We start from the raw sequence: 12,271 nt of genomic DNA on the forward strand, positions 1-12,271 counted from the left end.
GCCGGCGCCGAATGATGCTGTATTGCTCGTTTGAAGCGACCCAGCATTATCCCCATTCGTGAAGATGCATCTCATGCGGCTTTACGCCCAGCAGGTCGATGGTCTCGGACCCGACCTGCAACAGCGTTCCGCCATGATGGTCAGATGATTTCGTGACGTGAACGTCGTTCGAAAATTGCAGTTTGTCCTGTTTGGGATCGAAGTCGGTGATGACCGCGGTGTTGTGCTTACCTGCGAGAACACCAAGGTCGAATTCGAATGTGTCGGCACCGGCACCTCCGGTCATGGTCATGCGGCCGGCCGCGGCGACCAGCGTGTCATCCAGATCTCCGCCGGTCAGGGTATCCCTGCCGGGAGATCCGACCACAAGCTGCGCCATGCCTGCTGCAGCCTTTTCTCCGGTCGGGTCTACGCCGCCCAGCGTGCCGCTGTGCCGCTCGGTGGCGACGAAGGCATCGCTCTGCATCGCAGTGGTATCGGTGTCGCGCAGAATGAGGTCCGACAGCGTGGTGTTCTTTATCTCATTCAGGGTCTGCTTATCGAAGCCCTGGTTCTCGAAGTAGTAGCGATCGCCGTCGCGCAAAGCGGCGAACTGGTCGGCGATGATTATGCCGAAGGTGGGCCCGATGACGGCTCCTGGCGCATGATCCTCAGCCAATCCACCGGCCCACAAATCGACGGCATCGATCGAACCATAGGCTTTCTCGAACGCTGCTGCCGTCGCCGGATCAGAGCTGAACTGATCGAAGCTGGTGTAAGGCGCAAGCCCCAGCGCCTCCCGGGTTTGGTTCAGTGTACCCAGCCCAAGATCATGGCCGCGTTGGATATTGATCGCCGCCAGATCCATCCCGTCCGGAGGATCGAACAGGAGGTTTCGCAAGCCATCGACAATGTGAGCGTCCAGCGGATTGGCTAGGTCCCCCGACAGATGCCGCAGCAGGCCATCCGCACCAGTCGCCTTGAAAGTCGCCGTGTCTTCGAAGAACGATTGCGCCAGCGTCTGCTCCGACGTAAAGGCACCCAGATTGCTGGTCGCACTGATCTCGTCGGAGACGATGGAGTGACCGAAGCGAAAGGCCGCACCGGCAAACTCTTCGGTGATCCGCGCGTCCGCCGTGCGGTCATAGCCTTGGTACGGCTTGATGGCGTCCTCGCCCAACAGATGCGGCAGGAACTCGTTGTAGGTGATGTTGACCATCTCGGCCGTGGTGATTGCCTTGGCCGTCTCGTATAGCTTGTCGCCGCTCCAGTTCGGATGGTCCTCGTGCAGTCGATCGACCTGGTAATTGTGCTCGCGCACAAACAAGACTTGCAAGGCGGTCAGGTCGGGATTCTCCTGCGCCCGTACGTCACCGGCCGCAAAGACGTTGCCGTGCTCGGTCTCGACGATCGGGAGATTGTCTCCCGCCGACACCTTCATATGGCCGTCGGCCGTTCGCAGGCTCGCTGCGGTGGCCGCGTCGGAACCGTAGACCTGCGATCCGTCCAGCCAACCCGTCACCGTATTGATCGCGGCTGCCGGATGCCCGGTGACCCCCGTCGCAGGATCGATCGCCACCCGCGTCAACGGGATCATGCTGCCGGGCGGCAGAAACTCATCATCAGCCGGGACCTTGATCGAGATATCATCCGTGCCTGTGCCCTCCTTCTGCAGATCCAGATCGTGATCGATGAACTGGCCCCACGCATACATCATGCCTGACAGCGCGACGCCGGCGTCATCCACCAGATGCGGGCCTTCCTCGCCATCGCCAATATCCGTCTGCGCCACGACAATGTTGCTGATCTCGCGCGGATTCGGACCTGGCGTCATTTCATTGACCCCATCGACGAAATTTGCCGGCCCCAGCCGAGCAAAGTCGGTGCCGGCCTGGTTCAAGGTGGGATCCGCACGATTGTTGTTGGAGCCGTCGATGCTGCGGAATCTGAGCGCCATGGTTTACCCTCCCCGTAGAGTGTCCGCCCCAGCGCCTGCTCCATTGGCGGCTTGCGGCATGACGCTTTTGTGATTCTTTATGACGCTCGCATGATCGTTGAGTGACGACATTCGATATACGACAGAATTGCACCTCTAGCGGCGAAGCGGCAATCTTGGCCTGAACGATCGTGCCGAACAGGCGATGTTGCGCACATCAGCGCAGCACTATCCAAGGAACAAGCCATGCGCGTCATCATCTGCGGCGGCGGCGTGATCGGGGCCTGCACCGCCTTGTTTCTCCGGCGCCACGGCATCGAGGTCATCGTGGTCGAACGGACCGAGGTCGCGGCCGCAGCCTCCGGCAAGGCCGGCGGCTTTCTGGCGCGTGACTGGTGCACCGGCTCGCCGCTCGACGCACTCGCGCGGCGGAGTTTTGTGCTTCATGCGCAGCTGGCGGAGGAGATCGCCGGCGATTGGGGCTATCGCCCGATGACCGCGTATAGCGGCTTTGTTGTGTCCGACGGGGATTCGCGCCGGAATGCACCATCCGCGCTCGGCTGGCTCGCCGACGGCGTCGTCATCGCGCAGCGCATCGGTACGACTGAGACGACTGCGATCGTTCATCCCCGCAAATTTACGTCGGCCGTGATGAACGCGGCAGTCGCGCAAGGCGCCGAGCTTCGCGTTGGCCGCATCACGGGCATCGTGCGCGACGCGAATGGCACGACCGCGAAGGGTGTCGAGGTCGAAGGCAGCCTCGTTGAGGCGGACGCTGTCGTGATCGCGATGGGGCCATGGTCGCTGCTCGCCGCGCAATGGATGCGCCTGCCCGCTGTCTATGGCCAGCGCAGCCCAAGCATCGTGTACGACATCGGCCCCAACGTGCCCGCCGATGCGTTGTTCCTGGAGTATGACGAGGACGGCAGCGCCGTGTCGATCGAGGTCTTTCCACGCGCCGACGGCAGCACGCATATCACCGCACTCTCGGACATCGCGCCGCTGCCGCTCGATCCGGCGGCCGTAGTGCCGGACGTCGATGCGATCGCGCGCCTGCAAATCATGTGCGAACGGCTGTCGCCACTGTTTCGTCCCGAAAAAATCATCGCGCAGCAGGCCTGCTTCCGACCGGTGACTGAGGATGGCCTGCCGTTGATCGGCAAGGTGCCGCAGAGCGAAGGCCTCTATGTTGCGACCGGGCACAATGTCTGGGGCATCCTCAATGCGCCCGCCACCGGCGAAGCGCTGGCGCAGCTGATCGCCAAGGATGCGACGCGTGTAGACTTGTCGCCATTCGATCCGGCCCGATTGAGGCCGCTCGATCCATCACTGCTGCAAGCGCGCTGAACCGGCATCGCTGCTCGTCTTGTAGGCTACCGCCCGCTCCAAGGCTTCGACTCCAAGGCTTCGACGCTCACGCATGCCCGCCGACAGAATCTGCATGCCTGCGCGCGTCATGAGTGTCTCGCACCTACCCTGCCCGCAATTTACGCAGCGCTAGACTTTAGTCCGTCTCTACCAATCCTGAACGCGGTTTCACTTGCCGAGAATGCCGTCGCCGTTATAGATGCGACATAATGGCTCACAAGAGGCCTGTTCAAAGGGAGAGAACAACATGAAAAAACGACTCTCTGTTGCATTGCGAATGGCGCTCGGTGCGGCCGCGACAGGCGCGATGATGGCAGCGTCAGGCGCTGCACTTGCAGCCGATCCCCTCAGGATCGGCGTGATCGCGGAAGCGCAGGCGATCGCCGGCGCCTCCATTCCACAGGCGGCGCAGCTTGCCGCCGACGAGATCAACGCCAATGGCGGCGTCGACGGCCGCAAGATCGAGATCATCTCTTACGACAATCACTCCTCGTCGGCGGATTCAGTGCGTGCGTTCCAGCGCGCGGTGAACGAGGACAAGGTCAACGCGGTCATCGCCAGCTATATCAGCGAGGTCGTGCTGGCGCTGGAGCCCTGGGCTTCGCGACTGAAGACGCCGTTCGTCACGCCGGGTGCCGCCTCCAACGAGATCAGCAAGAGCGTTCACGCCGATTACGAGAAGAACAAGTACACCTTCCACGGCTATCTGACCTCGGCCGCGCTGGCGCTCTCGGTCTGCGACGGCGCCAAGGACCTGCTCGTCGACAGGATGCACATGAAGACCGCGGTCATCATGAGCGAGGACGCCGCCTGGACCAAGCCGCTCGACGTCGGCTACGAGGAGTGCCTGCCCAAGATCGGGCTGAAGGTGCTCGACCACATCCGCTTCTCGCCCGATACGACCGACTTCACGCCGATCTTCAACAAGATCGAGGGCTCCAAGCCCGATGTGATCATCACCGGCATCTCCCATGTGGGCGTGCAGCCGACGGTGCAGTGGAAGAACCAGCAGGTGCCGATCCCGATGTTCGGCATCTCCTCGCAGGCAACCAACGAGACCTTCGGCAAGGACACCAACCAGGCGGCAGAAGGCGTGCTCTATCAGGGCGTCTCCGGGCCCGGCGTCGCGGTGACGCCGAAATCGGTGCCGTTCGCGGAGAACTTCAAGAAGAAGTTCGGCAATTATCCCTCCTATGCCGGCTACACCGCCTATGACGAGGTCTACTACATTGCCGACGCGGTGAAGCGCGCCGGCTCGACCGACGCCGACAAGCTCGTCACCGCGCTCGAGAAGACCGACTGGGAAGGCACGATCGGCCGCGTCCAGTTCTACGGCAAGGACGATCCGTTCACCCACTCGATCAAATATGGCAAGGGCCTGATCACCGGGCTGATGCTGCAATGGCAGGACGGCAAGCAGAGCGCGGTCTGGCCCAAGGACGTCGCCAAGGTCGACGTCAAGTTCCCGAGCTTCATCAAGCTCAGCAACTAGCAGGACATGCTCCCGGGACCACCTCCCGGGAGCTTCCACATGCGGCTCTCCGCAGCACCTTTCCTCAAAGCGGCAGCTCGGCTGCCACCCGGCCAATCATAGATGCGAGCTTTCCAGATATTGATCGATGGCTTTGCCATCAGCGCTCTCTACGCTCTCGGCGCCACCGGCTTCACCCTGATCTTCGGCGTCTCCGGCGTGCTCAACCTCTCCCACGGTGCCATCATGGTGGCCGCAGCGGTGGCGGCCTGGGCCGCTGCCAGCATCCTCAACGTCGGCACCTACGCCGGTGCGCTGATCGGGGTCGCCGTCGCCCTCCTCACTGCCTTTGCGACCTATTTCGCGGTGGTGAAGCCCATTCAGGACTCCCGGCGCATTCCCAACGAGGAAAAGGAGATCTTCGTCCTCACGGGCACGCTGCTCTGGGGCATCATGATCCAGGAGCTGATCGCCTATTTCTTCACCAACAACGCCAAGACCGTGCTGCCGATCGTCGAGGGTGTGGTCGAGATCCTCGGCGTCCGCACGCCGAAGAACGAGATCTTCACCGCGATCGTGTGCTGCCTCGTGATCGCACTGTTGTGGCTGCTCGTGAACCGCACCCGCACCGGCAAGGCGGTGCTGGCGGCGTCGATGAACCCGCGCGGCGTGACGCTACTCGGCCTCGAGCTCACCAACATCTACATCGTGGTGTGGGGAATCTACGGGATCCTCGCCGGCATCGCCGGCGTGCTGCTCGGCATGTTCCTGGGCGTCAGCTCCTACAGCGTCGGACCGCTGACCGCGAGCGCGTTCTCGATCGTGGTGCTCGGCGGCCTCGGCAGCGTCTCCGGTTCGCTGATCGCGGCCTTCGTGGTCGGCTATCTCGAGACGCTGACGGCCTACCTGGTCTCGCCGGCCTACCGCACCATTCCGGCGCTGCTGCTGCTCGTGTTCGTGATGTATATCCGGCCCCAGGGCCTTCTGGGGAGGCGCTGAGATGTCCACCTTCTTCACCTCCCGCCTGTTCTTCATCTCGGTCGCGCTCGTCATCATCGCGGCGACGCTGCCGCTCTACGTCTCCGGCTACGTGCTCGGCCTGCTCACCGTCGCGTTCTATTTCGGCGTGTTCGCGATGGCCTGGGACCTGCTGTTCGGCTTCGCGGGCGAGGTCAATTTCGGGCCCACTTTCCTGATCGGCGTCGGCGCCTACACCGCCGGCATTCTCAATGCCCAGTTCGGCTGGTCGGTCTATCTCTGCATCGTGCTGGGGGCGCTGGCCTCCGTCATCGCGGGCCTCGTGCTGGCGTTGCCGGCTTTGCGCGTGCGCGGGCCGTATTTCGGGCTGACCACGCTGGTCGCGGTGTTGATGTTGCAGAATTTCATCGTGGTGTTCGCCGATCTCACCGGCGGCGAGATCGGCCTGACCATCCCCGACGTCATCACCATCAACGCCGGCGCCAATTACTGGATCGCACTCGGCTTCATGACGATCTCGGCGGCGATCCTCTACGGCCTGTCGCAATCGCCAATTGGCCTCGTGCTCCAGGCCAGCGGCCAGGATCCGGTACAGGCCGGCGCGCTCGGCTTCAACATCGTCAAGCACAAGCTCGCCGCCTTCATCGTCAGCGCGTTCTTCTCTGGTTTATCCGGAGCGCTGCTGGTGTTCTATTTCGGCACCGCCTCGGTCGGCACCGTCGTCGACGTCGCGGTCGGCGTGAACGTCATCGTCTCGGCCGTGCTCGGCGGCCGGCGCACCGTGCTTGGCGCCGCGCTCGGCGCGATCTTCCTGATCGTCGCCGGCGAATTCCTAAGGCCGACCGGCGAGCTCGCGACCTTCATCGTCTCGGCGGTCGCGTTGCTCGTCGTGCTGTTCTTCCCCGGCGGCTTCCTCGGAGCGGCCCTCTCACGTGAGGCGCGCTCGTGATGGATATGGTCGCAAACCGGCCCGTGCTCGACGTCCGCGGCCTGACAAAACGCTTCGGTGGATTGACGGCGGTGAAGAACCTCGGCTTCGAAGTGAACGCCGGCGAGATCTTCGGCCTGATCGGGCCGAACGGCTCCGGCAAGTCGACCGCGATGAAGAGCGTGATGGGCATCGAACGCCCGACATCGGGCGAAGTCATCTTCGAGGGCGAGAACGTCGCCGGCCTGCCCGCGCACAAGATCGCGCGCAAAGGCTTTGGCATGGTATTCCAGCACTCGCGCCCGCTGAACCGGCAGACGGTGCTGGAGAACATCATGGTCGCGCTGCTGCCGGACAGCCTGTTCATGCTGTTCCCGGACAAGGCGCTGGTCGAGCGCGCCAAATGGATCGCGGACCGCGTCGGGTTGGGCAGCGTGATGAACCGCCGGCCGCCGACGCTGCCTTTCGCCGATCTGCGCCGGCTCGAGCTCGCCAAGGCGATCGCGCGTGACCCAAAGGTCGTGCTGGTGGACGAGCCCTTTGCCGGGCTGACGCGGGCGGAAGTAGACGTCTTCTCCGACCTGATCCGCAGCTTTCGCGACGAGGGCCGCGCCGTGATGCTGGTCGACCACAACGTCAAGAGCGTCGCCGCACTGGTCGACCGCGTGCTCGCGATGTATCTCGGCGAGGAAATCGTCACCGGCAAGGCCGACGAGGTCATGAAGAACGAGACGGTGCGCCGGGTCTATCTCGGCGGCGCCATCGAGACCCATGCGCGGCCCGAGACCAGCTTCAAGGACAAGGTGCCGCTGCTCCAGGTCGAGAATGTCAGCGTGTTCTACGGCAAGGCGCAGGCGCTGGAGAACGTCTCGATCCACGTCCACGAGGGCGAGTTCGTCTCCGTCGTCGGCCTCAACGGCGCCGGCAAGACCACGCTGTTCAACACCATCTCCGGCTTCCTGCCCTATAGCGGCGAGATCGTGCGCGGCGGCGACAGACTGCGCGGCACGAGCCCGGCGAAGATCGCGCGCAGTGGCCTCGTGCAATGCCCGGAATCGCGCGAGCTGTTCGGCGAGATGAGCGTGCGCGAAAACCTCGATCTCGGCGGCCAGCATCTCTCCGACGACAAGCGCGCCGCGCAGCTCGCCTGGCTGTTCGAGCTGTTCCCGATCCTGAAGGAGCGCCAGGGCCAGATGGCACAAACGCTGTCCGGCGGCGAGCAGCAGATGCTCGCGATCGGCCGCGCGTTGATGATGCAGCCGCAGATCCTGATCCTGGACGAGCCGACGCTAGGCCTCGCTCCCGTCATCCTCGAGCAATTGTCCAAGGCGCTCACGAAGCTGCGGCAGACCACCGCGATCACGGTGCTGCTTGGCGAGCAGAACGTCACCTTCGCGCTGCCGCATGCCGACCGCGTCTATGTGCTGGAGCACGCCCGCATCGTCTGGGAGGGCGATCCCGGCCGCTTCGCAAGCGAAGCCGGCGCCGATTTTCTTTGAGTCCTCAACATCAACAAAAAGCATAGAAAGGGAAACGACCATGCGACCTTCAATCCTCGGCAGCAGCCTCCTCACCTCCGCACTGGCGCTGTGTCTTGCCGCACCCGCCTATGCGCAGTCGAACGATCCGATCAAGATCGGCGTCATCGCCGAAGTGCAGTCGATCGCGGGCGCTGCGACCCCGGGCGGCGCGCAGATCGCTGCCGACGAGATCAACGCCAAGGGCGGCATTCTCGGCCGCAAGGTCGAGATCGTCACCTATGACAACAAGAGCTCGTCGGCCGACTCGGTGCGCGCCTTCCAGCGCGCGGTGAGCGAGGACAAGGTCTCCGCCGTGATCGCGAGCTATATCTCCGAAGTCGTTCTCGCGCTCGAGCCCTGGGCGGCGCGACTGAAGATGCCGCTGATCACACCCGGCGCCGCCTCTAACGAGATCACCAAGGCGATCCACAACGACTACGAGAAGAACAAGTACACCTTCCACGGCTATCTGACTTCGGCCGCGCAAGCCCAGCTCGTCTGCGACGCCGCCAAGGATCTTCTGGTCGACAAGCTCAAGTTCAAGACGGTTGCGATCATGAGCGAGGATGCGGCCTGGACCAAGCCGCTCGACGTCGGCTACGAGGCCTGCCTGCCCAAGGCGGGCCTGAAGGTCGTGGAGCATGTGCGCTTCTCGCCCGATACCACCGACTTCACGCCGATCTTCAACAACATCGAGGGCAAGAAGCCTGACGTGATCGTGACCGGCATCTCGCATGTCGGCGTGCAGCCGACGGTGCAGTGGAAGAACCAGCAGGTGCCGATCCCGATGTTCGGCATCAGCGCGCAGGCGCTGAGCCCGACCTTCTGGAAGGACACCAATGGCGCGGCCGACGGCGTGCCGTCGCTGGCAGTGGCGACGCCCGACGTCGCCGTGACCGCCAAGACGAAGCCGTTCGCGGCCGCGTTCAAGGCCAAGTTCGGCACGCCGCCGGCCTATACCGGCTACACCGCCTATGACGAGGTCTACTTCATCACCGAAGCGATCAAGCGCGCAGGCTCGACCGATCCCGACAAGATGGTCGCTGAACTGGAGAAGACCGACTACGAGGGCACGATCGGCCGCATCCAGTTCTACGGCAAGGACGACGAGTTCACCCACGGCATCAAGTCCGGTCCCACGACCGTGTCCGGCCTCGTCTTCCAGTGGCAGGACAGCAAGCAGGTCGTAGTCTGGCCCGAGAAGATCGCGGAAGGCAAGCTGAAGTTTCCGGCCTTCGTGAAGCTGTCGCAGTAACCGGCTCGTCCCGGCATCAGGCCCACCGCTTATTCGCGAGCGGTGGGCTTTTCTTTGTCCTTCAAGACTCTTTGTCCTTCAGGAAGCATGCTGCGCCGCGGCCGGCCCGTAGCGACCTTGGGTCACGTTGACGTTTTGCCGCAACCTCCGCCATCTACCCCGCCGGTGATGAAGCGGAGCATCTCAGATGGACGCAGGCATCTCTCCCGGACAATCTCCCGCACCTCAAGATTTCGCCCAGATATTCAGGCTGATCGGTGGGTACCGCATTTCGCAGGCCCTACGCGTTGCCGTCGAGCTTGGCATTCCGGATCACCTGGCGGCAGGCCCGCGCCATTGCGACGATCTGGCGACAACGACCGGAAGCCATGCTCCGACGCTTTACCGGCTGCTTCGCTTCCTGGCCGGTGCCGGCCTGCTCGACGAGACGTCTCCGAAGCAGTTTGCGCTGACACCTCTTGGGTCTACCCTCCGCGCCGATATCCCGGCTTCGATCTGTCCGGTGGTGCGGCTATGGCTCAGCCAGTCGCACTGGCAATCCTGGAGCCATCTTCTGCACTCCGTACAGACCGGCCAGCATGCCTTCGATCACGCACACGGGACGGGGGTCTTCGACTATTTGCGCGAGGACGCCGAGCTCTCCGCGATTTTCAACGCGACGATGACAACCAGCTCCGCCCGGTTGGCCACCGCGCTTCTCAAGCACTACGATTTTCACGGGATCGGCCGCATCGTCGACATAGGCGGCGGACATGGCTTCACGCTCACAACGATTCTGGCCAACCACCCGACCATGCAAGGCGTGCTGTTCGACCTTCCCGATGTCGTAGCCGGCGCGTCTCTGGAGGCGATTGGAGGCACGAACCGATGTGAGATCATCGGCGGGAGCTTCTTCGAAACCGTTCCGGCAGACGCAGACGCCTACATCCTGAAGCAGATCATCCATGATTGGGATGACGAACAATCGCTGGCAATCCTGCGAAATGTTCGCGCGGCAATGCCAGGACATGCTCGGGTTCTGCTGATCGAACGACGGATCGAGCCAGATCATCGCGACGCCATGCGCGTGCTCCATATCGACATGGAGATGCTGGTCAATGTCTCCGGCATGGAGCGCACCGACGCCGAATATCGATCCCTGCTGGAGCAGGCCGGATTCCGATTGGCGAGGGTGGTGCCGTTGCTCGACGGCGCAGGCTTTGCGGTATTCGAGGCAATGCGCTCCGACACCAACTGAGGTCGGGCAGATCGCTCGATGCAGTTCGTCTTCGCAGTTGCGTTCTGCGCCATGACCCGCCTATCGACCTTTCGCCATGTTGACTTTCCATCGTCCCGCTCCCCATAATTCGTAAAAAAATAACAAGACCAATCAACAGACGGGTTTTGAGGGAGGATAGGATGCCGACTTCACGCAGGCAGTTGCTGAAGAGCTCGGCGGCTGCCGCCGCCGCACTCAGCCTCGATTGGACCCGGGCCCAGGCGCAAGCCGAGAATTTGCGCATCGGCCTGATCTACGACCTCACCGGCCCCTTCGCCGCCGGCGGCTCGGTGGCCTCGTCAATCGGCGCGCAGATCGCGATCGATCTCGTCAACGAGAAAGGCGGTGTCGGCGGCAAGACCAAGATTGCTCCGGTCGCCGCGGATTCCCAGAGCAAACCCGACGTTGCGATCAACGAGGCCGAACGCCTGATCAGTCAGGAGAAGATCGACATCATCAACGGCGTCTATGCGAGCTCGCATGCGGTGCCGCTCGCGGCCAAGGTCGAGCAGCAGAAGAAGATCCTCTGGATCACGACCGCGGTCTCGACCGCCGTGTTCAAGGACAAGAACCTGCAATACGTGTTTCGAGCGCAGATCCATTCCGACCAATATGGCCAGGCCTTCGCGAGCTTCCTCGCCGAGCATGCGCAAGGCAAGCTCGGTATGGATCCGAAGGACGTCAAGGTCGCGCTGATCCACGAGGACGGCCCGTATGGCGTCGGCGTCGCGGCGGCCGACGAGGCCTACGCCAAGCAGGCCGGCATCCAGGTGGTGCTGCGCGAGGGCTACTCCGCCTCGGCGCCCGACCTCTCGGTGCTCGTTACGAAAATCAAGCGCGCCAAGGCCGACGTGATCTCGCATGCCGGTTACAACCCCGACATCACCCTGTTCCTGCGCCAGGCGCGCGAGAGCGGATTGCGCTTCAAGATGTTGTTCGGCGCCGGCGCCGGCTACAGCCAGCTCGACAAGCTGCGCGCGACCTTCGGCGCCGACATCGACAATTTCTGCAACATCGATCCGGTGCCGGCGCAATTGCTCGATCCCGCAAAGCTCGCACCGGGCATCGGCGATCTGACCAACGCCATGGTCACGCGCTACAAGGCCAAGACCGGCGCGACCGAAGTGCCGCCACACTGCTCGATGGGTTTCAACCAGACCTGGGTGCTGCTCAACAACGTGCTGCCGGTCGCCAAGGAGAAATACGGCAGCTTCGATCCCGAGGCCATCCGCAAGGCCGCGCTCGACGTCGACATTCCCGCCGGCGGCACCATCCAGGGCTACGGCGTCAAGTTCTTCCCGCCGGGCACGCCGCTGTCGGGCCAGAACGAGCGCTCGACGCCGGTGGTGATGCAGAACGCCGGCGAGCGCATCTCGGTGGTGTGGCCGACCAACATCCGCACGCAGGACCCGGTGTTTCCGCTGCCGAAGGGCTCGACCTACGGGGCGTGAGGTGATGCGGACGGTCTCTTCCCCTCTCCCCTTGTGGGCCTGTTGCGTTATGGGCTCTTGAGGCTGAAGACGTCATGAGCGAATGCCCTGGTCGCGGCAATTGCCTGCCAAGATCTGTAGTTGTCGC

Annotated in this window: 9 protein-coding genes; 8 read left to right on the plus strand and 1 reads right to left on the minus strand. The window is 63.2% G+C overall.

Features of this window, described 5'->3' with window-relative positions; all coding sequences use genetic code 11:
* Positions 1 to 46: 46 nt before the first annotated feature.
* Positions 47 to 1,936 (minus strand): peroxidase family protein, encoded by a 1,890-nt coding sequence (locus ABIA90_RS36115; protein WP_354120249.1) that lies wholly within the window; start codon positions 1,934 to 1,936, stop codon positions 47 to 49.
* 225 nt (positions 1,937 to 2,161) lie between these two features.
* Between ABIA90_RS36115 and ABIA90_RS36120 the strand changes: the two genes are divergently transcribed.
* From ABIA90_RS36120 to ABIA90_RS36155, 8 genes are all read left to right on the plus strand, one after another.
* Positions 2,162 to 3,262, plus strand: a complete 1,101-nt coding sequence (locus ABIA90_RS36120) for an NAD(P)/FAD-dependent oxidoreductase (protein ID WP_354120248.1) — start codon at positions 2,162 to 2,164, stop codon at positions 3,260 to 3,262.
* Positions 3,263 to 3,560: 298 nt separating this feature from the next.
* On the plus strand, positions 3,561 to 4,775 hold the full coding sequence (locus tag ABIA90_RS36125; RefSeq protein ID WP_354120489.1) for an ABC transporter substrate-binding protein: 1,215 nt from the start codon (positions 3,561 to 3,563) through the stop codon (positions 4,773 to 4,775).
* Between the two features lie 102 nt (positions 4,776 to 4,877).
* Positions 4,878 to 5,753, plus strand: coding sequence for a branched-chain amino acid ABC transporter permease (locus ABIA90_RS36130; protein ID WP_063981675.1), 876 nt, complete (start codon positions 4,878 to 4,880; stop codon positions 5,751 to 5,753).
* 1 nt (position 5,754) lies between these two features.
* Positions 5,755 to 6,681 (plus strand): branched-chain amino acid ABC transporter permease, encoded by a 927-nt coding sequence (locus ABIA90_RS36135; protein WP_014493139.1) that lies wholly within the window; start codon positions 5,755 to 5,757, stop codon positions 6,679 to 6,681.
* Positions 6,681 to 8,159: an ATP-binding cassette domain-containing protein gene (locus ABIA90_RS36140; protein ID WP_354120247.1), complete on the plus strand. Its 1,479-nt coding sequence runs from the start codon at positions 6,681 to 6,683 to the stop codon at positions 8,157 to 8,159. The genes ABIA90_RS36135 and ABIA90_RS36140 overlap by 1 nt, the downstream gene beginning before the upstream one ends.
* Positions 8,160 to 8,199: 40 nt before the next feature.
* On the plus strand, positions 8,200 to 9,435 hold the full coding sequence (locus ABIA90_RS36145) for an ABC transporter substrate-binding protein (protein ID WP_063981672.1): 1,236 nt from the start codon (positions 8,200 to 8,202) through the stop codon (positions 9,433 to 9,435).
* A 187-nt stretch (positions 9,436 to 9,622) separates the two neighbouring features.
* Entirely contained in the window at positions 9,623 to 10,672 is a 1,050-nt protein-coding gene (locus ABIA90_RS36150) for a methyltransferase (RefSeq protein ID WP_166343504.1), read from the plus strand.
* A 161-nt stretch (positions 10,673 to 10,833) separates the two neighbouring features.
* Complete coding sequence (locus ABIA90_RS36155; RefSeq protein ID WP_208088083.1) at positions 10,834 to 12,144, plus strand: ABC transporter substrate-binding protein; 1,311 nt, start codon at positions 10,834 to 10,836, stop codon at positions 12,142 to 12,144.
* The last annotated feature ends 127 nt before the right edge of the window (positions 12,145 to 12,271 follow it).

Origin of the sequence: Bradyrhizobium sp. LA6.8, assembly GCF_040547935.1 — a bacterium.
In the GTDB taxonomy this organism is placed as follows: domain Bacteria; phylum Pseudomonadota; class Alphaproteobacteria; order Rhizobiales; family Xanthobacteraceae; genus Bradyrhizobium; species Bradyrhizobium barranii.

What these genes read in the sequence shown, in the direction of transcription:
- ABIA90_RS36115 (WP_354120249.1), bottom strand. Translation starts at nt 1,936, where the DNA reads ATGGCGCTCAGATTCCGCAGCATCGACGGCTCCAACAACAATCGTGCG.
- ABIA90_RS36120 (WP_354120248.1), top strand. Translation starts at nt 2,162, where the DNA reads ATGCGCGTCATCATCTGCGGCGGCGGCGTGATCGGGGCCTGCACCGCC.
- ABIA90_RS36125 (WP_354120489.1), top strand. Translation starts at nt 3,561, where the DNA reads ATGGCGCTCGGTGCGGCCGCGACAGGCGCGATGATGGCAGCGTCAGGC.
- ABIA90_RS36130 (WP_063981675.1), top strand. Translation starts at nt 4,878, where the DNA reads ATGCGAGCTTTCCAGATATTGATCGATGGCTTTGCCATCAGCGCTCTC.
- ABIA90_RS36135 (WP_014493139.1), top strand. Translation starts at nt 5,755, where the DNA reads ATGTCCACCTTCTTCACCTCCCGCCTGTTCTTCATCTCGGTCGCGCTC.
- ABIA90_RS36140 (WP_354120247.1), top strand. Translation starts at nt 6,681, where the DNA reads ATGGATATGGTCGCAAACCGGCCCGTGCTCGACGTCCGCGGCCTGACA.
- ABIA90_RS36145 (WP_063981672.1), top strand. Translation starts at nt 8,200, where the DNA reads ATGCGACCTTCAATCCTCGGCAGCAGCCTCCTCACCTCCGCACTGGCG.
- ABIA90_RS36150 (WP_166343504.1), top strand. Translation starts at nt 9,623, where the DNA reads ATGGACGCAGGCATCTCTCCCGGACAATCTCCCGCACCTCAAGATTTC.
- ABIA90_RS36155 (WP_208088083.1), top strand. Translation starts at nt 10,834, where the DNA reads ATGCCGACTTCACGCAGGCAGTTGCTGAAGAGCTCGGCGGCTGCCGCC.